General features: G+C 71.3%; 22 protein-coding genes. 13 read left to right on the plus strand and 9 right to left on the minus strand.

What is annotated here, in order from left to right; genetic code table 11:
- Nucleotides 1-115 precede the first annotated feature (115 nt).
- From ACFQ8T_RS06655 to ACFQ8T_RS06675, 5 genes are all read left to right on the plus strand, one after another.
- The gene (locus tag ACFQ8T_RS06655; RefSeq protein WP_430545764.1) at nt 116-1,798 is read left to right on the plus strand and encodes an AAA family ATPase; all 1,683 of its coding nucleotides are present in this window, start codon (nt 116-118) and stop codon (nt 1,796-1,798) included.
- 86 nt (nt 1,799-1,884) lie between these two features.
- Complete coding sequence (locus ACFQ8T_RS06660; protein ID WP_430545765.1) at nt 1,885-2,253, plus strand: hypothetical protein; 369 nt, start codon at nt 1,885-1,887, stop codon at nt 2,251-2,253.
- Nucleotides 2,250-2,456 (plus strand): DUF2997 domain-containing protein, encoded by a 207-nt coding sequence (locus ACFQ8T_RS06665; RefSeq protein ID WP_430545766.1) that lies wholly within the window; start codon nt 2,250-2,252, stop codon nt 2,454-2,456. Before ACFQ8T_RS06660 ends, ACFQ8T_RS06665 begins: the two co-directional genes overlap by 4 nt.
- Nucleotides 2,457-2,547: 91 nt before the next feature.
- Complete coding sequence (locus ACFQ8T_RS06670; RefSeq protein WP_430545767.1) at nt 2,548-3,276, plus strand: ComEA family DNA-binding protein; 729 nt, start codon at nt 2,548-2,550, stop codon at nt 3,274-3,276.
- Nucleotides 3,266-3,925: a 4Fe-4S single cluster domain-containing protein gene (locus ACFQ8T_RS06675; protein ID WP_430545768.1), complete on the plus strand. Its 660-nt coding sequence runs from the start codon at nt 3,266-3,268 to the stop codon at nt 3,923-3,925. The genes ACFQ8T_RS06670 and ACFQ8T_RS06675 overlap by 11 nt, the downstream gene beginning before the upstream one ends.
- Before the next feature lie 97 nt (nt 3,926-4,022).
- On the opposite strand, the gene ACFQ8T_RS06680 is transcribed toward ACFQ8T_RS06675, so the two are convergent.
- The 5 genes from ACFQ8T_RS06680 to ACFQ8T_RS06700 are packed head-to-tail and all read right to left on the minus strand — an operon-like array spanning nt 4,023 to nt 9,331.
- Complete coding sequence (locus tag ACFQ8T_RS06680; RefSeq protein WP_430545769.1) at nt 4,023-4,952, minus strand: Gfo/Idh/MocA family protein; 930 nt, start codon at nt 4,950-4,952, stop codon at nt 4,023-4,025.
- Nucleotides 4,949-6,097, minus strand: a complete 1,149-nt coding sequence (locus tag ACFQ8T_RS06685) for an ROK family transcriptional regulator (protein ID WP_430545770.1) — start codon at nt 6,095-6,097, stop codon at nt 4,949-4,951. The genes ACFQ8T_RS06680 and ACFQ8T_RS06685 overlap by 4 nt, the downstream gene beginning before the upstream one ends.
- Before the next feature lie 20 nt (nt 6,098-6,117).
- The gene (locus ACFQ8T_RS06690; protein WP_430545771.1) at nt 6,118-6,984 is read right to left on the minus strand and encodes a carbohydrate ABC transporter permease; all 867 of its coding nucleotides are present in this window, start codon (nt 6,982-6,984) and stop codon (nt 6,118-6,120) included.
- A complete protein-coding gene (locus ACFQ8T_RS06695) occupies nt 6,984-7,928 on the minus strand; it encodes a carbohydrate ABC transporter permease (RefSeq protein WP_430545772.1) in 945 nt (314 codons plus the stop codon). Before ACFQ8T_RS06695 ends, ACFQ8T_RS06690 begins: the two co-directional genes overlap by 1 nt.
- Nucleotides 7,925-9,331, minus strand: coding sequence for an ABC transporter substrate-binding protein (locus ACFQ8T_RS06700; protein WP_430545773.1), 1,407 nt, complete (start codon nt 9,329-9,331; stop codon nt 7,925-7,927). Before ACFQ8T_RS06700 ends, ACFQ8T_RS06695 begins: the two co-directional genes overlap by 4 nt.
- A gap of 135 nt (nt 9,332-9,466) precedes the next feature.
- Between ACFQ8T_RS06700 and ACFQ8T_RS06705 the strand changes: the two genes are divergently transcribed.
- The 6 genes from ACFQ8T_RS06705 to ACFQ8T_RS06730 all read left to right on the plus strand — a co-directional run bounded on the left by ACFQ8T_RS06705 (nt 9,467) and on the right by ACFQ8T_RS06730 (nt 16,060).
- Complete coding sequence (locus tag ACFQ8T_RS06705; RefSeq protein WP_430545774.1) at nt 9,467-10,522, plus strand: zinc-binding alcohol dehydrogenase; 1,056 nt, start codon at nt 9,467-9,469, stop codon at nt 10,520-10,522.
- On the plus strand, nt 10,519-11,367 hold the full coding sequence (locus ACFQ8T_RS06710) for a sugar phosphate isomerase/epimerase family protein (RefSeq protein ID WP_430545775.1): 849 nt from the start codon (nt 10,519-10,521) through the stop codon (nt 11,365-11,367). Before ACFQ8T_RS06705 ends, ACFQ8T_RS06710 begins: the two co-directional genes overlap by 4 nt.
- On the plus strand, nt 11,364-12,707 hold the full coding sequence (locus ACFQ8T_RS06715) for a hypothetical protein (RefSeq protein WP_430545776.1): 1,344 nt from the start codon (nt 11,364-11,366) through the stop codon (nt 12,705-12,707). The genes ACFQ8T_RS06710 and ACFQ8T_RS06715 overlap by 4 nt, the downstream gene beginning before the upstream one ends.
- Nucleotides 12,704-14,569 carry a glycogen debranching N-terminal domain-containing protein gene (locus ACFQ8T_RS06720; RefSeq protein ID WP_430545777.1) on the plus strand — a complete coding sequence of 622 codons (1,866 nt, stop codon included), beginning with the start codon at nt 12,704-12,706 and terminating at the stop codon, nt 14,567-14,569. The genes ACFQ8T_RS06715 and ACFQ8T_RS06720 overlap by 4 nt, the downstream gene beginning before the upstream one ends.
- A 91-nt stretch (nt 14,570-14,660) precedes the next feature.
- A complete protein-coding gene (locus tag ACFQ8T_RS06725) occupies nt 14,661-15,605 on the plus strand; it encodes a serine aminopeptidase domain-containing protein (RefSeq protein ID WP_430545778.1) in 945 nt (314 codons plus the stop codon).
- Nucleotides 15,602-16,060 carry a MarR family winged helix-turn-helix transcriptional regulator gene (locus tag ACFQ8T_RS06730; RefSeq protein ID WP_430545779.1) on the plus strand — a complete coding sequence of 153 codons (459 nt, stop codon included), beginning with the start codon at nt 15,602-15,604 and terminating at the stop codon, nt 16,058-16,060. Before ACFQ8T_RS06725 ends, ACFQ8T_RS06730 begins: the two co-directional genes overlap by 4 nt.
- Before the next feature lie 12 nt (nt 16,061-16,072).
- Here ACFQ8T_RS06730 and ACFQ8T_RS06735 read toward each other — a convergent pair whose 3' ends face one another.
- On the minus strand, nt 16,073-16,210 hold the full coding sequence (locus ACFQ8T_RS06735; protein ID WP_430545780.1) for a hypothetical protein: 138 nt from the start codon (nt 16,208-16,210) through the stop codon (nt 16,073-16,075).
- A 101-nt stretch (nt 16,211-16,311) separates the two neighbouring features.
- Entirely contained in the window at nt 16,312-16,785 is a 474-nt protein-coding gene (locus tag ACFQ8T_RS06740; RefSeq protein WP_430545781.1) for a hypothetical protein, read from the minus strand.
- Nucleotides 16,786-16,927: 142 nt separating this feature from the next.
- Here ACFQ8T_RS06740 and ACFQ8T_RS06745 point away from each other — a divergent pair, with 142 nt between their 5' ends.
- Together ACFQ8T_RS06745 and ACFQ8T_RS06750 are read left to right on the plus strand one after the other, a co-directional pair.
- A complete protein-coding gene (locus ACFQ8T_RS06745) occupies nt 16,928-18,757 on the plus strand; it encodes a SpoIVB peptidase S55 domain-containing protein (protein ID WP_430545782.1) in 1,830 nt (609 codons plus the stop codon).
- 33 nt (nt 18,758-18,790) lie between these two features.
- Nucleotides 18,791-19,144, plus strand: a complete 354-nt coding sequence (locus ACFQ8T_RS06750) for a VOC family protein (RefSeq protein ID WP_430545783.1) — start codon at nt 18,791-18,793, stop codon at nt 19,142-19,144.
- A gap of 155 nt (nt 19,145-19,299) precedes the next feature.
- Here the strand turns inward: ACFQ8T_RS06750 and ACFQ8T_RS06755 are convergent, their stop codons facing one another.
- Entirely contained in the window at nt 19,300-21,966 is a 2,667-nt protein-coding gene (locus tag ACFQ8T_RS06755; protein ID WP_430545784.1) for a glycoside hydrolase family 2 TIM barrel-domain containing protein, read from the minus strand.
- A gap of 96 nt (nt 21,967-22,062) precedes the next feature.
- A complete protein-coding gene (locus ACFQ8T_RS06760) occupies nt 22,063-23,433 on the minus strand; it encodes an ABC transporter substrate-binding protein (RefSeq protein WP_430545785.1) in 1,371 nt (456 codons plus the stop codon).
- Nucleotides 23,434-23,585 lie beyond the last annotated feature (152 nt).

Here is a 23,585-nt window from a genome sequence, read left to right on the forward strand (position 1 = left end):
GGTTCGAGACGTGCGTTTTGCGCCCAACGGTTGCTCCCGGCGCTTACGACGTGCCGGGTGGGCGACGCGTTGAGACCATGAGTGGATTCGCCGGGCACAGGAGGGAACCGACGCCGTGAACTCTGTCTCGAGCTCGTTCCGAGACGAGCTAGCACTGCTGTTTCGTGCCCGCTTCCCGGTGCTCTACATCGAGTCGTTCGAAGAAGTCCGTGTCGTCGATGAGGTTCGCTCCGTCGCTTCCGACCGGAACCAGATGCGCACTACGCGCCCCGTTTACGTCTGGAGCGCGACGCGAGGGTTCGTCGGCCCGGACGGCGAACCCCAACGCGGTACCGACGATCCGCAACAGGCCATCGACTGGATGCTACGGAAGGGCGAAGCGGGGGTCTTCGTCATGCTCGATCTACATGCCCAGCTGGGCGATGACCGGCGCCCGGCGGAACCCCGACTGGTCCGCGGCTTGCGTGACGCTGCCGCAGCATTTCAGTCTGGCGCCACCGCGCGCGTGCTGGTGATCGTGGCCCCACTGCTGCGGATCCCGCGGGAGCTCGAGAAGGAGATCACTCTGGTCGACTTCCCGCTGCCCTCAGAGAAAGAGATCAGCGGGGTGCTCGACGCAATGATCGCCACCAATACCGTAGAAGGGAGCCGGATCAGGATAGATGTCGATCGTGACGGCCGCGAACGACTCGCCAAGGCTGCGCTCGGACTCACCCTGAACGAGGCGACGAACGCCTTCGCGCGGGCCATGGTTGACGACGGGGTGCTATCCAACGACGACGTCCACGTCGTCCAGGCTGAGAAGCGGCAGGCCGTCCGAAAGGCGGGCCTGGTGGACTTCGTCGACGTCAGCCTGAAGCTTGACGACGTCGGCGGGCTACAGAACCTCAAGCGATGGCTCACGAAGCGAGATGACTCTTGGCTCGATGAGGCCACCCAATACGGCGTGCCTGCACCCAAGGGCGTCCTCATGACGGGGGTGCCTGGATGCGGGAAGTCTCTGACGGCGAAAGCGATCGCCGCCGCTTGGGAGTTGCCGCTCCTGCGTCTAGACATCGGCAAGATCTTTGCCGGCCTGGTCGGCTCAAGCGAACAGAACATGCGCGCGGCGATACGCACCGCGGAGGCCATGGCCCCTTGCATCCTCTGGTTGGACGAGATCGAGAAGGGCTTCTCGGGTGTCGGCAGCAGCGGGGACTCCGGAACCTCGTCGCGCGTCTTCGGATCGTTCTTGACCTGGATGCAGGAGAAATCCGCAACGGTGTTCGTGATCGCTACAGCGAACAACGTCGATGGGTTGCCACCCGAGTTCCTTCGGAAGGGGCGCTTTGACGAGATCTTCTTCATCGACCTGCCCACACGCCTGGAGCGGCGCGACATCTGGACGCTGCACATCAACAAGAGGCTGCGTGAGAGCAAGGCCAGCGGCGCTCTACGCGTCTCCGCCCCCCTGCTCGACCGACTGGCAGACGCCACCGAAGGCTACTCGGGAGCCGAGATCGAGCAGGCCGTCGTCGTCTCGCTGTTCGACGCGTTCGCAGAACGACGTCTGCTTGTCGAGGACGACCTGTTTCGGGCAATCAGGAACATGGTCCCGTTGAGCGTCACCCAAGCTGAACAGATCACCGAGGTCCGCGCTTGGGCGGCCTCGCGGGCTGTCGCCGCAACGGCCGCGGAGGATCGCTCGGGTTACGAGCAGACGAGCCCGGAAACACCTCCCCCGGCACCGTCCGGACTCGCGGCACCGTCGGAAGCATCGGAGCCGCTTGCCCGGGGCGGGAGGATGGTGGATTTCTGATGAGCGTTTCACTGACTTTGGTTCCCCTAGCATTCGCGGCCGTAGCCGCGTAGAAGGCTTCCCGGCCCGACTCCGACGTTGAGGGCATGACCATCCAGCGAGTTCAGACACGGATGCGGGACGTGCGCCTCCTTGCGGCCGCCCTCGCCGACACTCAAGCCGTCGTGACCTGGTCAGCGGAAGCACTTGTGGCGGACTGGCAGGCCATTCACGCCGAGTTCCGTCGGGATGACCAGGGAATCTGGCAGGTCGACATGACGGGAGACGTCGACCAGGACTCCGCCACCACCATCGTCAAGGCGGTCGACCTCGCCTACGGTCGCCAGGTCCAACGCGCCGTGCTCACTCGTCTGCACGAGCGCGCCCCAGCGGCCGGCCTGACTGTCGTTTCGGAGAGGGTCGAGGACGACGACAGCGTCACCCTCGTCCTCGATGTGCACCAGGGGGGATCGTGACCGCAGAGCAGATCATCGTGATCGTGGGGCCCGACGGCTCGCTCGCTGCCGAGACCAAGGGCATGGCTGGACCGAAGTGCCTCGACAGCAGCGCCCTCCTCGAGGATCTCCTAGACGCCCGGACCGTCACCAGCAAATTCACCGAAGAATACGATCAAACGACCCTTGAAAGAGAAACAGACGATGAGCTCCGCCAGCAGTAGTCCGACATCGCCCCTCGCCACGAGGGGTTGGAGAATCCGCCACAGCGCATGGATGCTCGCCGTCATACTTGGGGTGGGCCTCCTCTCGTTCGTGGGCTTCGTCTACGTTGGCCTGCGTGTGCGTACCAGGAAGTTCTGGATCGCCATGGTGATCGGTTGCGCGGTTTCTGCGGCATTATGGATCTTCACTCCCGATTCCGACCCGAACACCGAAGGTGAACAGGTCAGCGATCTCGGCGCCGGCCTTATCTTCTTCGGCTGGGTGGGGCTCATCCTCTATGGTGCGATCATTAATCGCGCGTACCTGAGATGGCGCGCTACCCGTACAGAGGCGCACGCCTGGTACAACCAGTCATCGAGCAGCGCCGCATCGCCAGGCACACCGTTCGCCGCACACTCCACTTCGGCGGCGCCGCAGGCAAGCGTGCTCGGCGTCGACACAGGTCAGTACCTTGCGGCACCGCCCAGCACCACCGCTCCGGTCGATACTTCCTCACCGTCCGCAGCTGTAGCGCCGCATCGTGCCGCCACCGCGGTTCCGGTGGATGTGAACGGGTGTTCCGCTGACGAGCTCACTCTGGCTGCGGGGGGCGATTCGGCGCTCGCTGCGCACATCATCGCCGTCCGGGACGAACGCGGCGGCTTCCGCGACCTCAATGATCTCATTGCTGCTGTGGGCCTTCAACCGCACGAGATGGTGAAGATCCGCGGAAGAGTGCACTTTGGCCCGCCCCCTGCCTCGCCGGGCAATATCCAGGACCAGCGCAAGCACCCGACGGCGCCGCCCAACCAACCAGGCGGGCGGATCCTTGACTTCTGATAGCCGAGACGGCCTGGCGCTCAGGATCGGGTCCACCGTCCAGCGCACCGAGGCCGAGGGTCCAGGACCGCGGTTTGCGGTTTGGGCACAGGGATGCTCCATCCGGTGCCCGGGTTGCTTCAATCCACACCTGTGGGGTGCGAAGGGCGGACGCGTGGTCGACGTGGACGACCTCGCACAGGACGTCATGCGCGCGGCCGAACGTGATTCCATCGAAGGCATCACCCTGCTAGGCGGCGAACCCTTCGATCAAGCCGCTGGGTTCGCGGAGCTCGCGACAAAGGTCCGTCGTGCCGGGCTCTCCGTAATGGTGTTCAGCGGGTACGAGCTCACCACCCTTGAGGGGCCTAACGCGCCAGAGAGTGCAGGCACATTGCTGGCCGAGACCGACATTCTGGTGGACGGCCCCTACCGCGCGGAATCTCCCGATTTTGCGCGGCCCTGGGTGGGCTCGACCAACCAGAATTTCCACTTCCTCACGGACCGCTATCGACACCTGGCGGCCAGGCTGACGAGTTTTCACGATCGGGTGGAGATCCGCGTTGGGATGGACGGCAGCGTCGCAATCAATGGTTGGGCCCCGGTGGACCAACTCGACAACCTGCTCGCGGGCGTGACTCCGCTGGCCGGGCGCGGGAGAGACCGCTAGGCAGACGCCGTGCTCGAACTGCCTCGGGTGCCAGACGTGTGGACGTCCTCGCGGGTGCGTACGGGGCGGACCGAGCTCGGTCCGCCAACGGCACGATCTACCGCTCGACGGATACGCGGGCCCCGTCGGCCAGTGACCTCTCGACAGCATCGACGAGCAGGGCTACGCGCGTGGCTCGGGCGACGTCCACGGTGACGGGGGCTCCGCTGCGGACTGCGCATGCGAGCTCACTGCGGACGCTGGTCCAGCACTCGTCGTGGTCCATGTCGGCGGTGGTGTAGCGCGCGACGCCGGCGGAGGAGTAGACGTCGACGTCGGTGAGCACGCCGTCGGCGGCGACGGCCCCGGACAGCACGGACTGGGCGACGGCGCCGTCGGCGTGCCAGGTGGTGACGGTGGTGAGCTGGTCGCGCGCCTGCTCGGCGGCGACGGCGACGACGGGCCCGACGGCGAGGTCGACGAGGTCCAGCAGGTGCGGGCCGAGGTCGCGCAGGGCGCCGAGCGGACCGGACCGCCAGGTGTCGGCGGCGGCGGCGAAGGACCCTTGCAGGAAGCCGCCGTGCAGGTAGCGGGCGGACGCGCCGAGCATCGGGCCCTTGTCCTGCAGTCGTGCGGCAGCGGCGAGGAAGTCGCGGGTGCGCGCGTGGTAGCGCTTGGTCAGCACGACCAGGTGCGGCACACCCGCTTCTTGCACGGCGTCGGCTACGCGGCGTGACTGGTCGAGGGTGAGTCCGAGGGGCTTCTCGAGCAGCAGCCCGTGGCCCCGCGCCGCGGCCTGCGGGGCGAGCTCGGCCTGGACCGCCGGTGGGACGGCGAAGTCCACGGCCTCGCACGAGTCGAGCAGCTCCTCGAAGCTGCGGAACGCGGTGACGTCGTGCTCGGCCGCGACCGAGGCGGTCCGGTCGGGGTCGCGGCCCCAGACGCCCGCGAGCCGGGTGGGTCCGTCGCCGGCGTGCAGCGGGGCGTGCATGGTGCGCGCCCAGTAGCCGGTCCCGACGAGACCGACGGACACGGGTCCGGTGCTCACGCCATCCTCCTGTTCACGGCCTCGGCCGACAGCTCCTGCTGGATGACCTGGCCGGCCATGCCGACGAGGCTCGCGTCGTCTCCCAGCCGGGCGAGCTGGATGGACAGATGACGCGTGGCCCGCGGCAGCACCGCGGGGTACAGCGACTCGCGGACGCCGCTGAGCAGCGCCCCCGAGGCGAGGTCGCCGCCGAGCAGCAGCATGCCCGGGTTGACGAGCGTGACGGCGGTGGCCAGCACCCGGCCGATGGTGCGGCCGGCCTCGCGGGTGAGGCGGACGGCGTCCGGGTCGCCGTGCGCGAGCAGCTCCCGCACGCCGCGCCCCGACTGCGCCTCGTGACCGTGCTCGCGCAGCTGGCGAACCACCGCACGCCCGGACGCGACCGCAGCGAGGCACCCCGTCGCGCCGCACTGGCACACCATGCCCTCGGCCTCCGGCACGCGCACGTGCCCGATGTCTCCGGCGGCGCCGTCGTTGCCCTGGTAGATCCGGCCGTCGAGGACGATGCCGGACCCGATGCCGGTGGACGCCTTGAGCATGAACAGGGACTTGGGCGGGTCGGGCAGGGCGGCGTACTCCCCGAAGCCCATCGCGTCGGCGTCGTTGCGCACGACGACGGGCACGGTGCGCCCGAGCCGCTCGACGACGTCCTCGGCCACGGCGTACCCGTCCCAGCCGGGCAGGATGGGAGGTTCGCTCGGCCGGCCGGTGGCGGGGTCGATCGGTCCGGTGAGGCTCACCCCGACGCCGAGGAGCGGCGCGTCCGGGGCGTCGTCGAGGAGGGTGCGGAGCGCCGTGGACACGGCGGCGAGCGTGGGTTCCGGGCCGTCCGCGACGTCGACGTCGAGCGTCGAGCGGGCGAGGATCTCGCCCGCGAGGTCGGTGACCGCGACCTGCGCGTGGGCCGTCTCGACGACGGCCACGCCGACCCGCCCGGCCCGGGCGTTGAACCCGAGCCGGGTGGCCCGTCGTCCGCCGGTCGCGTCGCCTGCGCCTGCGCCCTCGACGAGCCCGGCCTCCAGGAGGGCGTCGACCCGTTGGGCGACGGTGACCCGCGACAGGCCCGTTACCTCCGCGATCTCCCCCCGCGTGGTGGCGCGGCCGTGCCGCACCAGCTCGAGGACGTCTCCCGGTCCGATACCCATGCTTCGTGCGCCCCGCTCTCTCAGCCCTTGTCCGCGCCGGCCGTCAGCCCCTCGGTCAGCGCCCGCTCCGCGAGACCATAGAGGAGCACTACCGGGATCGTGAGCAGCACCGACCCCGCCATCAGGACCGTCTTGGACACCTCGATGCCGTTGGCGAGCTGCGACAGCCCGAGCGACACGGTCCACTTGTCCCGGTCGGTGACCAGGAACAACAGCGCGAAGAGCAGCTCGTTCCAGGCGATCATGAAGATGTACAGCGCGGTGGACATGATCGTCGGCATGGCGAGCGGCACGGTGATGCGCCGCAGGATCGTCCACCGGCTGGCGCCGTCGAGCGTGGCTGCCTCGTCGATCGATCCCGGAATGGTTTCGAAGTAGGAGCGCAGCATGTGGATCGACGTCGGCACGGTGAGCGCGATGTAGACGAGCACCAGCCCGACGAGGGAGGTGCCCAGCCCCGCGCGGGAGAAGCCCACGAACAGCGGGATCGCGATGACGATGGCCGGGAACAGGTAGACGGCCAGGAACAGTGCGCCCATGGAGTCGCGGCCCTTGAACGTCAGCCGCGAGACGGCGTACGCGCCAGGGATGACGGCGAGCAACGTGAGGAAGGTGCACGAGAGCGACACGATCGCGGAGTTGCGCATGAACAGGCCGAAGCCCTGGCCGCCGTCGGCCTCGCTGCGCAGCACCTCGGTGTAGGTGTCGGTGGTGAGATTCTCGAGGGGCACCCACAGCCGCTCGGGGTGCTGCAGCAGCTGCTCGATGGGCACGAAGCTGAGCAGCACCATGTAGTAGAACGGGAAGACCGTCGCGATCACGAGGACGGCGATGAGCACCCACCGCAGGATGGGCCAGAGCCTGAGCTCGAAGGCGAGCCGATTCATCAGTCCTGCTCCTTCCGGCCGAAGAACCGCATGTAGACGGTGAGGAAGAGGGCGAGCACGACCGCGAGCACGAGGGCGTTCGCGGCGGCACCGCCGATGTCGAGGTTGCCGGTGAGCTGGTTGTAGACGCGCACGGGCGCGATCTCCGTGCCGGCGGTGCCGCCGGTCAGCAGGTAGACGTCGTCGAACTTGTTGAACGTCATGATCAGGCGCAGCAGGCACAGCAGCGCGATCGTCGGCACGAGCTGCGGCAGGATCACGTGCCGGAAGGCCTGCGACGGCGTCGCGCCGTCCACGCGGGCCGCCTCCTCGATCTCGTTCGGGAGGGCGACCAGGCGGGCGGTGAGGAACATGAAGGCGAAGGGGAAGTACCGCCACACCTCGAAGAAGATGACGGTGATGAGGGCGAAGGGCTTCTGTCCGAGGAAGTCCACCGGCTGGTCCCATCCGAACAGGGAGGTGCCCCAGGTGTTGACCAGCCCGTACTGCGGGTTGAGCAGCATCTCCCACACGAACGCCACGGCCACGACCGGCGCGACGTACGGCAGCAGCATGAAGGCACGCAGCACGCCGCGGGCGCGGAACGGCCGCCGGAACGCCAGCGCCGCCGCCAGGCCGACGGCGACCGACCCGGCGGTCGCGCACACCGAGTAGACGACCGTCGTCCACAGCGACGACCAGAATCCGGGGGCGGTGACCACGCCGATGACGTTGTCGAGCGTCGGCGAGCCGGTGATGCCCTGCTGGGCGATGGTCTCCAGCGACGTGTCCTGGAACGCCAGCACGACGTTCCACGCGATCGGGATGACGATGACGACGAGGATGATCAGCGCGGTGGGCGCGATCATCATCAGGCCGTCGCGGTTCTCCAGCCGGGACGCCAGGGAGGCCCGCCGCCGGGCCACCGGAGCGGCCTCCGGCCGGGTCATGGTCGGTGCGCTCACTGCTCGACCTCCTCGTTGATGGCCTCGACGTCGCGCTGGGCCTGGGCCGCGGCGTCCTCGGGCGGCAGGCCGCCGGCGAGCTCGCTCACGGTCTTGGACAGCGGAAGCTGCGTGCTGACCGGGCCGAGCAGCCCGCCCTGCCCTTCGGTGATCGCCCATCGGTCGATGTTCTTGCCGACCGACCGCAGGGCGTCCATGGTCTGCGCGTCGTACACGTCGGCCAGGGGCTTCTTGGTGTCGACGCCGGCTTCGAGGTTCTCCCACGCGTCGGCGAACCGCTGCGGGTCCTCGGCGTCGCCGGCGCGCACGGGGAACTTGCCCTCGGGGGCCATGCCCAGCCAGTCCTCGTAGCCGTCGGACAGCATGTACTCGACGAGCTGGGACGCCTGGTCGGTGGGTGCGCCATCCATCAGCGTCCACGAGGTGATCTCGCCGTAGGTGGCGCCGTCAGGGTTGTCGGGCCCTGAGATCGAGGTGACGACGCCGCTGTTGCGGGCGAGCCATTCGGGGTCGTTCTCGCACTCGTCGCACGCGGGCATCGCGTCGTTCCGCAGGCCGGCGAGCTCGTCGAGGATGAACGTGGACCACACGGTCATGGCGGCGCTGCCGTTGAAGTAGGTCGCGCGGGTCGAGTCCACCGACTGCGTGCCGCGGGGCGAGTCCTGGGTGGCGAGCTGCCCGTAGAGGTCCCACGTCTGCTGGCACGCGGGCGAATCCAGGGTGACCTCGCCGGCGGCGTCCACGAGCTGGCAGTCGTTGCTCAGCGCGAGGGACTCGAACGACTGCGTGGTGAACACGTCCGCCGGGTCGGTCGCCAGGGTGATGCCGAACCGACCGTCGCCGGTCAGCTCGTCGGCGGCCTTGCGGATCGCGTCGTAGGACGTGGGCGGCTCGAGGCCGGCCTGCTCGAACAGGTCCTTGCGGTACACGAGGACCTGGCTCCACGCGTCGGAGGGCACCGAGAGGTGGTCGTCACCGTCGCTGGTCAGCTCGAGCGCGGAGTCCTCGAAGGTCTCCGGGCCGAGGTCCGCCACGACCTGGTTCGTCGTCGCCGTGTCGACCAGGCCGAGGCCGGCGAGCTGCCGCACGTACGACAGTGAGAGCGCGCCGATGACGTCGGGCATCTCGCCGGAGAGCACCGCCGACTGGATGAGCTGCGGCACCTGCTGCTCGTCGACGGCGACGAGCTGGACGTCGATCCCGGTCTCGTCGGTGAAGCGGTCCATGATGGCGCGGGTCGCCGCGACCCGCTCCGGCAGGTTCTCCAGCGACCAGACGACGAGCGTGTCGTCGTCGCCGGCGTCCGACGGTGGTGCGCAGGCACCGGTCCCTGCGACGACGGCGGCGGCCAGGGCGATGCAGCCGACCTGCCTGAGTCGCCGCGATTGCCACGGTGCGGTCATGGGCCCTCTCCTCTCCGAGCACGAGCGCTCCTCGCTGAGCAACGCCCGTGCACACTAGCACTTCTGCAAGGTGGTTATGCTGAAGTAGCAAGGACGCCTTCTCAATGTGGCCCACGGGCCAGGAACGGACGCTTCGTGACACAGGTCGTGCGATTCGCGGCACCCCGCCGCGTCGAGGTCATCGAGACCACCCCGCAGCCCTTGGAGCCCGGCCAGGTCCGGGTCCGCACCATCGCCACCGGGATCTCGGCCGGCACCGAGCTGACCGCCTACCGGGGGACAAACCCGTACCTCACCTCCACCTGGGACCCGCAGTCCAAGGTCTTCCGCGACGCCGACCAGGTCGCCCCGCCCGGGTACCCGCTGGACGGCTGGGGATACTCCGAGGTGGGTGAGGTCGTCGAGGTCTCCCCCGACCCCAAGCGCCCGGCCGCGGACGACGACGTCGCGGTCGGCGACGTCGTGTGGGGCATCTGGGGGCACCGCTCGGAGGGCGTCCTGACCCAGGACGCACTGCGCGGTCACCGGCTCCCCGAGGGCCTGGACCCCGTCGCGGGCTGCTTCGTGCGCGTGGGCGCGATCGCGCTCAACGCCGTGCTGGCCGCCGACCTCAACCCCGGCAGCACCGTCGTCATCCTCGGCCAGGGCGTCATCGGGCTGCTCGCCACCCGGTTTGCGACGCTCGCCGGCGCGCGCGTCATCGCGGTGGACGGCATCGAGCGACGCCGCGAGGTCGCGAAGGAGTTCGGCGCCCGCGACGTGCTGGCCCCCGGCCCCGAGCTGCCCTACCAGGTGCGCGAGCTCACCGGCAGCACCGGCGTCGACGTCGCGATCGAGCTGTCCGGGAACTACCACGCGCTGCAGTCCGCGACCCGCGTCGTGGGGCCGGACGGCACCGTCGTCGCGTCGGGCTTCTACCAGGGCGAGGCACAGCCCCTGCGTCTCGGTGACGAGTTCCACCACAACCGCGTGCAGATCGTCGCCTCGCAAATCGGCGGTGTCCCGCCGCGGCTGCACGCCCGCTGGGACGTGCCGCGCCTGCAGCGCACCGTCGTCGACCTGCTCGCGCAGGGCACCCCCGACGTGCGCGAGCTGATCTCCCACCGGTACCCCATCGCCGACGCCGCGGCCGCCTACGAGCTGCTGGACACCGACGGTGCGGCAGCCCTCCAGGTGGTGCTGGACGCATGAGCGCCGCCGATCCGACCCGGGTGCAGACCGAGGAGCAAAACATCGTGAACCCGATCCTCGTCCAGGAGCAGCACGTGCCCGGGCGCGACGTCGAGGAGAAGTTCGAGGTCGCCCGCTCGTGGGGCTTCGACGGCCTCGAGCTGCGCGGGCAGGGCGACTTCGCCCTGGAGAAGCGCCTGCCCGAGCTGCGCCGCGCGCACGCCAACGGCGTCGTGATGCCCACCGTGTGCGTGGAGATGCTGCACTTCGTCGGCGCGTTCGACAGGGACCTCGCGGAGGACGCCGTACGCCAGATGACGTCCCAGCTCACCGTGATGGCCGAGCTCGACGGCGTCGGGGCGATGACCCCGGCGTCGTACGGCATGTTCTCCCGCCGGCTGCCCCCGTTCGAGCCGCCGCGCTCCCCCGAGGACGACCAGGCCCAGCTCGTGGACGCCTTTGGCCGCCTCGCCGAGCACGCCGCGTCCGTGGGGACGCACATCCTGCTCGAGCCGCTGAACCGGTACGAGGACCACATGGTCAACTCGATCGCGCAGGGCGTCGCGCTGTGCAGCGAGGTGGGCAACCCGGCGTTCCGCCTGGCTCCGGACACGTACCACATGAACATCGAGGAGGCCGACCCGGCACGGTCGCTCGCCGACGCGATCGAGTTCATCGCGCACGTGCAGGCCTCGGACTCGAACCGGCTCGAGCCCGGCGCCGGCCACGTGGACTTCGCCCTTGAGATGTCGACGCTGCGCGCGGCCGGTTACACCGGTCCGGTGGCCATCGAGTCCCGCCTGTCGGGGGCGGCCGACGTCCTGCTGCCGACGGTCCCGCCGCTGCTGCGCAGGTACCTCGCGTGACGGCGCTCGACGCCCCGGCCCGGGTGGACTCCCTCGGGGCCGCGTCCGCCGTCCTGCGCCGCAACTGGGGCGGCCAGTACACCGTGCCCGCCACGGGCCTGTACCCGCACCAGTGGAGCTGGGACTCGGCGTTCATCGCGATCGGCCTGCGTCATCTCTCCCCGCGCCGCGCCCAGCTCGAGCTGGACAGCCTGCTGTCCAGCCAATGGGCTGACGGCCGCCTGCCGCAGATCGTCTACGACACCCGGCGCGACGACGACTACGCGCCCAGCGCGACGTTCTGGGGCTCGGCGGACCTTCCCGGCAGCCCGCCCGTGCCCACCACAGGCCTGGTGCAGCCGCCCGTCCATGCGTGGGCGGTCTGGCTGGTGCACGCCCAGGACCCGGCCGAGTCCGCGCGTCGCCGCTTCCTTGAGCGCGCGTACCCGCGCCTGGTGGCCTGGCACCGCTACCTGCGCGAGCGCCGGGCCGCGGCGGACGGCCTCGCCGCCGTCGTGCACCCCTGGGAGTCCGGCACGGACAACTCCCCCCTGTGGGACGACGCGCTTGCCCGCGTGCCCGGAACACCGCGCGCGGTCATCGACCGACCGGACCTCAGGCACGCGGACGCGGGCGAGCGCCCGAGCGGCAAGGAGTACGGCAAGTACTTCTGGCTCGCCGAGCGCTACCGCGACCACGACTGTGCCGACGTCGACCCGGACCACCCCTTCGTCGTGGACGACCCGACGACGAACGCTCTGTGGGCCCGGTCGGAGCTGGCGATGGCGGACATCGCGGAGACGCTCGGCCACGACGGCGCGCTGCACCGCGCCGAGGCGGCGCGCATCGTCGCGGCCATGGAGGCGTTGTGGGACGCCGACCTCGGGGCCTACGTCGCGCTCGACCGCCGCACGGGCGAGCTCGTCCGCAAGGCCACGGTGGGCGGCCTCCTCGCCCTCCTTGTCCCCGCCGACGTCCTGCCTTCAGGTCGCGCCGAGGCCCTGGTGCGCACCGCGCGGGGACCGCGGTTCCTCGACGTCGACGGCGCGACGCCCCCGGTCATGGCGCCCAGCTACGACGCGACGGCGCCCGACCTGGACCCCGCTCTGTACTGGCGCGGGCCCGCCTGGTTCAACATGATGTGGCTGGTGCTCGAGGGCCTGCGCGCCCACGGCCTGGGGGACGCGGCCGACGGGTACGTCGGCCCGATGACGGCTGCGGCCGTGCGGGAGGACTTCCCGGAGTACGTGAACCCGTGGACCGGCGCCGGGCACGGCACCCGCAACTTCAGCTGGACGGCGGCGCTCACCGTCGACCTGCTCTCCCGCACCACCCGCCCCGAGGGGAGCGACCGCGCATGACCACCGACACGACTCTCGTGCGGGCCGGCACGATGCTGCTCGCGAACGAGGCGGGCGACGTCCTCCCCTCGGCCGTCGGTGCGCAGGGGCTGTACCTGGACGACGTGCGGCACCTGAGCACCTGGCGGTTGGAGCTGAGCACGCCCGAGGGCACCGTGCCGTTCCAGGTGGCCGGCACGGACGCGGGCGCCTCCCGCCGCGCCACCGCGCTGGTGCCGCCCACCGCGCGGAACGAGCCCACAGGCTTCCTGCTCGCCCGCGAGCAGGAAGTGTGGCGCGACGGCCTGCACGAGCGGTGGCGGATCACCCGCACCGCGCCCGGTACGAGCGTCCTGAGGCTGAGGCTGACGGCCGCCGCCGACTTCGCCGACCAGTTCGCCGTCCGTTCCGACGGGCGGGCCTTCGCCGCCACGACCACCACGACGCCGCGCCCGCGTCCCGACGGCGCCGACCTCGACGGCGCCGTGACCGACGGCGCCACCACCCTGACGCACACCACGAGCATCACCACGTCGCCCGCGCCGGACGACGTGCGCACCGGCTGCGACGCCGTCCTCGAGTGGGAGCTGCGCCTCGACGCCGGCCAGACCGCTGTCATCGAGGTCCGGGCGACAGCAGCGGGGCGTGCCGAGAACGCCACCGACAGCCGCTTCGCCCGCCGCTCCTCCGGTGCGGTTCCCGCGGCCCGCGCGCTCGACGACCTCGACGCGCTCGTCATGCCCTGCCCTGGCGCGGAGGACCTGTCGATCCCCGCCGCCGGCGCGCCGTGGTTCCTCACGCTCTTCGGCCGCGACTCCATCCTCGCGTCGCTGCTGGCCCGTGAGGAGCGGCCCGGCCTGCTGCCCGACGTCGTGCACGCCCTCGCCCGCACCCAGGCGACCGCGCACGAGCCCGAGCAGCTCGCCCAACCCGGCAAGATCGTGCACGAGGTCCGGGTCGGCGACCTCGCCCGCCTCGGCCTGGTGCCGTACTCGCGCTACTACGGCACGGTCGATGCCACTGCGCTGTTCCTCGTGGCCCTGGGTGCACTCGACCCGGCCGACGCGCGTTCCGGCGAGCTGCAGGCCGCGGCGCGCGCCGCCGTCAACTGGCTCCGCGGCCCCGGCGGCCTCGACGCCGGCGGGTTCGTCACCTACGTGCCCGACCCGGCCGGCCTCATCAACCAGGGCTGGAAGGACTCCCACGACGCCGTCGCGTTCCGCGACGGGACGCTCGCCACCGGGCCCATCGCGCTCTGCGAGGTCCAGGGCTACGCGTGGCGCGGGCTCGTCGACACCGCCCGCCTCGCCCGCACCGTGTGGCACGACCCCGCCTGGGCGGACGAGCTCGACGACCTCGCCACCGAGCTGCGCTCCCGGTTCCTCGAGCGATTCTGGATGGACGACGACGCGTTCCCCGCGCTCGCCCTCGACGGCGACGGCCGTCAGGTCGACGCCCTCGCCTCGAACGCCGGCCATCTCCTGTGGTGCGGCATCCTCGACGCCGAGCAAGCGGCGTCGGTCGCCGACCGGCTGCTGGCGCCCGAGTTCTTCACCGGGTTCGGCATCCGCACCCTCGCCTCGGGACAGGCGCGCTACGCGCCGACGTCGTACCACAACGGCTCCGTCTGGCCGCACGACACCGCCCTCGCGGCGGTCGGGATGGCCCGCGCGGGTCTCACCGGTCAGGCACGCACCGTGGCGGCCGGCCTCCTGGACGCCGCCGCGTCGTTCGACGGGCGGCTGCCCGAGCTGTTCGGCGGCTTCTCTACCGACGAGTTCCCCGCACCCGTGCGGTACACCCACGCCGGCGTGCCGCAGGCGTGGGCCGCCGCGGCGACCGCCGCGGCCGCTCGGCTGGTGAAGAGCTCAGGGCGGGGCTAGGCCGCATCGCCGCACGCCGCCCGTGGCCGGGCGACGTGCGGCGTGTCGGCCGCGGATGGTTCCCGCCGTGCAGCCCGCTAAGGTATTTCGCATGCGAAGTGACGACGCGACGATGGCGGATTCGGACGAGCTGCGGATCCAGATCCCGGCGGGCGGGTGGGTCGTCGGCACGGTGCGGAAGCCCGCCGACGAGTCGCCCCGAGGCGTCGTGGTGATCCACCCCGCGACGGCGGTCCCCGAGCGCCTGTACACGGGGTTCGCGGAGTTCCTCGCCGCCAGCGGGTACGTGGCCATCACGTACGACTACCGCGGCACCGGCCGGTCCGGCAGCCCGCGCGAGCATCGCGGCCTGCGCATGCGGGACTGGATGTCCGACGACGTCCCCGCGGTCGCCGCGTGGGCGCGCCCGCGGTTCGGCGACGTGCCGCAGCTGGCGATCGGGCACAGCATCGGCGGGCACGCGCTCGCACTGGGGAACGGGTCGCGGGGCCTGGCGGGGTTCGTCACGGTCGCGTCGCACGTCGCCGCGACGTCCACGATCCCCGACCGCGCCGAGCGGGCGCGCGTCCGGCTGATCCTGCGGGTGCTCGGCCCCGCGACGGCGCGGTTGCTGGGCTACGTGCCCGGCCGCCGCATGGGCCTCGGGGAGGACATGACCGCCGCCGCGATGCTCGAGTGGAGCCGCTGGTCGACCATGCCGAACTACTTCTTCGACGACCCGACCATGACCGCCGTCGCAGACGCGGCGCGCGTCTCCGGCGACGTCCTCGCCGTCGGGTTCACCGACGACCCGTGGGCCACGCCCGCCCAGATCGACGCGATCACCGACCGCCTCACCGCGGCCCGCGTCGAGCGGCGCACGTGGAGCCCCGCCGACGGCGGCGTGGAGACGATCGGGCACATGGGCTTCTTCCGTCGTGGACTGCGCGACACGCTGTGGCCCGAGCTCCTCGCCTGGCTCGACGCCCGCGCGAGGGCCGCCCCGGCGCAGGAGGACGGCAACGTCCGCTTCCGCGCCAGGAAGCCGCGACGATGACGCGCCGTCCGCCGCGGCTGGTGTTCCTGACCACCGCGGCAGAGCGCCAGATGCGGCGCTGGATCGCGCGGCGCGGCGGCGCACACGCCGCAGCGCACGGTCATCAGAGGAACGGTAGCCAGGGGTTCGGCGCCCCCGCCGCCGGCGTCCTGCTGCACCTCGCCGACCACCCCGGCGCGACGATCGGCGAGGTGACCGCCGCGCTGCAGGCCTCCCCCGCCGGCGCCAGCGGCCTGCTCGCTCGCATGGAGCGCGCCGACCTCGTGCGCCGCCGCACCGACCCCGACGACCGCCGCACCGTCCGCCTGGACCTCACGCCCACCGGCACGGCGGCCCTCGGCGACGTCCGCGCCGCGCTGGCCGAGCTGAACGACCGCCTCGCCGACGGCTTCACGGACGACGAGCTCGCCACCGTCGCCCGCTGGCTCGAGCACGTGACGCGCACGCTCTCGTAGCGCGCGATCCCGTCAGGGCGCCGTCTCGCGGACGACGCGGGCGTCCCCGACCTCCATCGTCTCACCGACGGCCATGCGGTCGAGGCACCAGCGCAGGTGCCAGTGCGGCTCGCGGTCCGCGTTCGCGAACCCGCCCTCCAGGAGGAACAACGCGGCCGGTCAGGCGCCGGCGAACCCGACGTCGCCGTCGGGGGTCTCGATGACGAACGCGGTGTCCACGGATCGATTCTCCCCTCGACCCCCGACTGCGCTCACATGGTCCAGTCGACCTTCGCCTCCATCGGACCGCCGCACTCGGCGGTCCCGCCCACGCGCGCCCAGCCGACGTCGACCTCCGTCCGCGCGATCGCGTCCCCGTCGTCGTCCAGCGCGCGGAGCATGATCGAGCGCGACGAGGAGAAGAGCGTGAAGGTCCACACGTCGCCGGCGTGCGACGTCGGGATCGCGGGCACCTCGGCGTCCGGTGGATAGGGCGGCTGCCACTGGTCCCCGTCGCGCACCTGGAGCACCGCCACCTCGGACGTGTCTCCCTCGAGGGTCACCTCGAGCACGCTGGAGTAGCCGATCGCCGGACACGCTTGCGGCGGAGCGGGCACGCGCGGACCCATGATGGCGGCGACGACGGTGAGCGCGACGATGCCGAGCGCTGCTGCCGCCACCCCGAGCGGCAGCCGCAAGCGGCGCGCAGCTTCCGGCGGCTGCGGCGTCTCGCTCGTCGTCGGCACTGGTGGCCCTCCTGACGCGGTCCCTCGCCGACATCATGTCGCGAGGCGAGGCGCTCTTGCATGCTCCGCGAAGAGAGCGAGCGCCACGATTTCACCCGTGTTCACCGGAACGCCGGGACCAGCGGTCGACGATGCTGTCGGAATGTCGAAGATTGCCGCAGGGGACGGCCGGGCGTCGGCGCCCACTCCCCCCACCGAAGGTCACCCTGCAGCTCGCGGTCCGCGGTGGCTGCCCAGGAACGGTCGTCGTGCGGCCGGGCTGGCGGCGTCCGGCGCGGCCGGCGCGCTGGTGCTGACCGGCTTGGTTGCCGTCGGCCCCTCGGCGACGGCGGCGCCCACCCCCGACTGCGCAGCGCCGTACCCGGTCTCCGACGTCGTGAGCGGCGCGCCGGTCACCGGGCAGACCGTGAGCAAGGGCACCACCCCGCAGCCGTTCACCGGCGAGGTGCTCGGCGTCCTGTCGGACGGCATCGCTCCCGACCTGGACATGATCGTCGCCGAGCTCCACTCCCCGGCGATCGACGCGGCGGGCGGCATCTGGCAGGGCATGTCGGGGTCCCCCGTGTACGCGGAGGACGGTCGGCTGATCGGCGCGGTCGCGTACGGCCTCGCCTTCGGAAGCTCTCCCGTGGCGGGCATCACGCCGTACGAGGACATGCAGGGCTACCTCGGCGCCGCGAAGGCCGCGCCCGAGGTAGCGGTGAGCTCCCGCCTGGCGACGCGGATCGCGGCCGAGACCGACGTGACGCGGACCGAGGCCGCCCAGGGCCTGCGGCAGCTGCCGATGCCGATGGGCGTCGGCGGGATCGACCTGGCCCGCGCCCGCACAGCGGTCAAGGCCGCCGGCGGCAGCGAGCTGGTGACCCCGGACTCCTACCGGATCGGGCGGTCCAGCGGCACGGCCGCCGCCGGCATCGACACCGTGGTCGCCGGGGGCAATGTGGCCGCGGTGCTGTCGCACGGCGACATCACCGTCGCCGGCATCGGCACCGCGACGTCGGTCTGCGGCGACCGTGTGGTCGCCTTCGGGCACCCGCTGAACTTCACGGGCAAGACGCGCCTGGGGCTCGCGGCAGCCGACGCGGTGTACGTCCAGGAGGACCCGCTGGGCGTGCCGTTCAAGGTGGCGAACCTCGGCGACGTCGGCGGGACCGTCACCGACGACCGCCTCGCCGGGATCGCCGGCACCTTCGGCGCCTCGCCCACCGCCACGCCGGTCCGCTCGACGGTGGCCCACGGCAGCAAGACGCGCACCGGCACCACGCAGGTGCTGGACCCGACCGCCCTCGCGGACGTCACCCTCCTCGCCGGCATGGCGAACCACGACCGCGTGGTGGACGGGGTCGGCGGCGGGTCCGAGACGCAGGCCTGGACGATCACCGGCACCCGCAGCGGGACCCCCTTCCGGCTGCGGTACGCCGACCGGTACCAGTCGGCCGAGGACGTCGGCTCCGCGGGTGCCTTCGACCTCCCGACCGTGGTGGGCACGCTCTCGTCCGTCTCGAACGTCAAGCTCACCGGGGTCACCAACGAGGTCAGGGTCAGCAACTTCCGGGAGCGGTTCCGCGTGGTGAAGATCCAGCAGCGCACGGGCGGCCGCTGGATCGACGTCACCGGCAAGACCGCGAAGGTCCGCGCCGGCCACACCCTCGCGCTGCGCACCCAGCTGCTCGGGACCGACGGCGCCACGCGATCGGTCTTCCGCCAGGACTTCACGATCCCGAAGAGCCTCAAGGGCAAGAGCGGTGTGGTCACGGTCGTCGGCGGCAACTCGTTCCAGGACGAGTTCTACGAGCCGACGTCGTTCGACTCGGTCCAGAAGCTGCTGCAGGGCAACCTGCGCAACGACGAGCTGGAGCTGAGCCTCGTCATCGGCAGCGGCAAGACCGCGTACGAGCGGACCCGGACGTCCGACATCATGACCCGCGTCGTGAGCGGCCAGAGGGACCTCCAGGTCCGCGTCACCTCCTGAGCCCCCGCCCGCCGCGCGTGATTGTCTGGAGCCATGAGCGTGCAGCGAGTGGTGCCGATCCTGACGGTCCCGGACGTGCGGCGGGCGGTGCGCGAGCACCGCGACGTGCTGGGGCTCGAGGTCCTCATGGACCACGGGTGGATCGTCACGCTGGGCGACGACGACGGCCACCAGCTCAGCGTGATGTCCCGCGACGCGTCGGCGCCGGTGAACCCCGACGTCTCCGTGTTCGTCGACGACGTGCACGGAGCGCTGGAACGCGCCTGCTCTGCAGGGGTCGAGATCGTGCACCCGCTGACCCGCGAGCCCTGGGGCGTGACGCGGTTCTTCTACCGTGCGGACGACGGCCGGGTCGTCAACGTCGGGACTCACACCGAGACGGCCTGACCGGCTCGGCGACCTCTGTCCCCGCAAGCACCTCCCCGTCGTCGTCCAGGGCGCGAAGCGCGATCGGGCCGATCGTGTCGTCCAAAGTTGCCTGCACGGGGATCTCCAAGCAGCCGGCCGACCCTGCTCACCTTCAAGGTGCCCGCCGGCTGGCGTCACAACGCCCGGACGACGTGCGCTACCGGTTCATCCTCGACGCCGGGGCTCCGTATCGAGGAGACGCCGGGCGGCGCGACCGGAGCGGCGGCACCGTCACCTTCCAGGCCAGGGACGGTGCGCAGCGCGGTGGCGGCCGGCGCGTTCATCGCCCGCACCGTGATCCGGCGTGCCCCGCCCTGTGCCCCGCACCACTCGATCGCAACGTCCCGCACCTCGCCAGGGAGCAGGTCGAAGTGCGAGTCGCCGATCAACGCGGCACCTTCGTCGCGGACAGCCCGCTCCTCGCGGACCGCGACCTGCATCGCGGCGTGCGGTCCGGTATTGACGATCCGTGCCCGCGACCCGCCGTCGACGAGCTCTGCGAACAAGGATGTCGGGGCCACGTGCAACAAGGGCATCAGGTTCCGCGTCCTGCTGAAGGGTGTGCGCCACGCGGCCAGCTGGCCACCGTCCGGGGCGCTCATGCGGATGTCCAGGAAGAACCCCTCCGTCTCGATCAGGTCGAGCGGGCACGTGACCGCGCCGAGGCGGCTCGGCAGCGCGTCCGGCAGGTCGCACCCGACGGCCACCTCGTGATAGATCGTCCCGTCGGTCCCGACGACCCGGGCGACAACCTCCGCACCGAGGACGGCTGCGCGACCGGCGTTCACGGCCCACAGGTCCGCCCGGAACTCCGCTCTGCCCGCCCAGGCCACGGTGTCGTACCTCGCACTAAGCGCCAGGGGCGCGTAGGCGCGGGCGACCGCGTAGTACAGCGCCTTCGGCCGGGCGTGGTAGTCGATCGCCGACGTGCACGCCGCCATCGGGTAGGGCTCGTTGAACTGCCACGGCAGGGACCCGCTGTTCCGTGGGGAGCGACGGCGGTTGGACTCGATCGCGTACCGCACCCCCTCGGCCTGCAGCAGCTGGGTGCCGTCGACGGCCGTCTCCAGGTCGTCCAGAGGCCCCAGCCATTCCTGCCAGAGCTCGGGGCGGACCCACCACGCGCTCAGGTGCCGCCACACCGGGCTCTGCAGGCGCGTGACGTCGAGCTCTTCGGCGGGCAGCACGTCCCGGAGGGTCTCGAGATTGGTCAGCCCTTCGACGCCGAACTCGCTGTGCAGCAGGGACGTCCCCGCGTCGTACAGCTCGTACTGCTCGGTGAGTCCCTCGTAGAGCCACGGACCGTGCACGTCCTGCAGCCCGTCCGGGTCGCGGCGGATCGACGAGAGCCCGTTGAACGGCTTGCGTCCGACCGGGGACGTCGGCAGCCAGTGCCGGTCGGGGTCGAGCTCGGCGACCACCTCCTTGAGGGCGGCGATGAGCGGCTCCCGGTCGTCGAGCGGAAGCTTGTCCAGGCTCTCGAGCTCGTTCCCCGCGCACCAGGCGACCAAGGAGGGGTGCGAGCGACGACGTGGGACGATCCGCCGAGCCTCGTCGACGACCTCATCGAGGTACGCACGGTCCTCCGACGGCTTGCGGTCCTGCTCGCTGCTCGTGACCAGGAACTCCTGCCAGACCATGATGCCGAGCCGGTCGCACTCCTCGTAGAACCGGCTTCGCTCGACCACCCCGACACCGTTGACGCGCAACAGGTTCACGTGCGCCCGCGCGGCCAGATCGAGCACGTGCCGCAGCTTGTCGTCCTGCACCCGGCCGTAGAGGACGTCCAGCGGCACCCAGTTCCACCCGTTCAGGTAGATCGGTCTGCCGTTGACGACGAACGTGTACGGGGGCGCGGTCGGGTCGTCCGTCGCGTTGCGCACGACCTCCAGGGTGCGGAGCCCGAACCCTGCGACGGCGGAGTCGGACGCCTCCCCCGCGACAAGTACGGTGACGGCGGCACTGTAGAGCGGTTGCTCCCCGGCACCGTTCGGCCACCAGAGCTCGGCGTCGTCGATGGTGGCCGAGAGCTCGACCCGCCCTTCGCCGGGCTCGAGCGCCACGTTCCGCCGCATGCGCAGGACGCCGCCGTCGGGTCGCGTGATCTCGAGGTCGAACTGGGCGTCGACGGGGGCCGTGACGTCCACCGTCGTGGCGACGGACACCTCCGCGACCCTGCGCTCGACGTCCACGAGCGGTCGCGGGTGCAGGTCGACCACCCGCACCCGGCCGGTGACGTCGAGTGCGACGGTGTCCCACAGCCCCAGGTTGACCATGCGCGGGCAGAAGTCCCACCAGTAGCCCATGCGGCTCTTGCGGGTCCGCACCAGGGACGTCCGGCCCATCTGGTCCTGCTCCGGGGGCGCAGGTGCGAGGACCACCCCCAGCTCGTTCGGGCCGTCGTCCCGCAGCAGGTCGCCGACCTCGAACGTCACGGGCGTCGACATGCCGACGTGGGTCCCGAGGACGACGCCGTTGAGGACGAACCGTGCCTCGTAGTCGACGCCCTCGAACCGGAGCCGGACCCGCCGACCTCGCCAGGCCGGATCGGTCTCGAACGTCCGCACGTACACCCAGGTGCGGTCGGCGACCCACTCGACAGCCCTGCTGTTCCTCCCGTGGTACGGGTCCTCGATGTCGCCCGCGGCCCACAGGTCCGCCTGCACGCTGCCCGGGACGTGGGCGTCAATCCAGCCGTGCGCGTCCCCGCGGGCCTTCTGGACGAGGTCCGCGCGGCTCCAGTCACCGGGCAGGTACTCCTTCACCTGCCAGGCACTTCCTCCGAGGTCGATCGTCGGCATCCTGGTCCTTTCTGAGGTCGTGCAGGAGATCGGTCTTCCTGGGCCACGGCGGCGGGACGGGCCGCTTCCCGCCGCCGTGCCCTCAACGTCGCGGTGTCAGCTTCCGTCCGCGGTGGCGGCGTCGTACGCCCGCACCGCCGCGGCCTGTGCGTCCGCGAGCGCCGCCGACGCGCTCTTCTTGCCGAGCGCGACGGCGATCTGGGCGTTGTTGAGCTCGCTCTGGATCGTCTCGCCGGCCGGCGAGGAGCCGAACGTGCGGCCGGCACCGACGACGTCGTAGTAGGTCGCGATGACCTCGTCGAAGTCGGCGTCCCCGGTCGACTTCACCCACTTCTCCCGGATCTGCTCGTCGCTGGCCGGGGACCCCGTGAAGATTCCTGTGAAGACACCGCCCGAGCCGGACACCGTCGTGGCGCGCGCCTCCCCGCCGGCCGCCCACGCGTCCGGCGACGTCACCGCGTTCATCCAGGCGCACGCCGCCGCGGGGTTCTTCGCGCCGGTCGGGATCGCGAACGCCGTGCCGCCCGCCACGGCGAACGGTGCGCCGTCCGGGTCCTTCAGCGGCACGGCCCGCACGTCGATCGTGTCCAGGTAGGGCGCCAGGACGTTCGGGTACCACTGCGCGTTGACCTGCGCCCCGACCTGGTGCTCGACGAACTGGTTGGCGTCGCCGAACGTGTCGAAGGAGTCCGTGTAGCTCTTGAGCTTGGCGTACCCGCCCTGCGCGTCGGTGATCCTCTTGAACAGCTCGAGCCCGGCGGCGTTGCGGGGGTCGTCCAACGTCGGTCTCCCGTCGTCGTCCACGACCTGGCCTCCCTGGCTGAGGATCCACATCCCCGCCGTCGGCTCACTGACGCCCGGGTCGAACCCGAGCACGGCGGGCACGCCCCCCGACGCCCTGTAGGTCTTGGCGACCGCGTCGAGCAGCACGTCGGGCCTCGACGTGTCGAACTCGCCGGGCTTCACTCCGGCCTTGTCGAGCACTGTCATGTCGAGCAGGATCGCCGGCGGCTGATAGAACTGCGGGGCCGCCCACGTCTTGTCCTGGTACCGCACGTCGCCGATGACCGACGGGTACCAGCGTTCATCGGCGTCCACCCGCTGCTCGTCGAAGCAGGCGTCCAGGGGCTGGATCAGCCCCTGCGCCGCGTACTGGGTGACGTACGTCCGGTCCAACTGCACGACGTCCGGCACCTGTCCGCTGGCCGCGAGCGTCGTGAACTTCTGGGTGTCGAACGCGGTCTGGTCGAAGTCGATCTGCACGTCGGGCAGTTGGGAGGCCGCGTAGTCCATCCGAGCCGTGCCCAGGTCGTCAGCGTTGTCGAACGCCCAGGCGTGGAGGCTGCCGCTCGGGGCTGCCGAGAAGTCGCTCACCTCGCCCGGCGCGACGCTGCCGCTCGAGCAGCCTGCGACCAGAAGGGTGGACGCCGCGCCGAGCGCGGCCATGATCTCCAGACGATGACGCATCCTTGAGTCCTCTGTGATCGGTGCGCCCGGGAGCTGCGGAAGACGGCTCCGGGCACAGGTGGCAGACCGGCGGGCGCGTCCTCGTCGTCGCAGCCTCGCCGGATGAAGCAGGGGGACCGTCAGGCCCCGTCGCGCCGGTCGCGGTCAGCGAC

The sequence above is a fragment of the Isoptericola sp. NPDC056618 genome (genome assembly GCF_042792715.1).
Taxonomy (GTDB): Bacteria; Actinomycetota; Actinomycetes; order Actinomycetales; family Cellulomonadaceae; genus Isoptericola; species Isoptericola nanjingensis.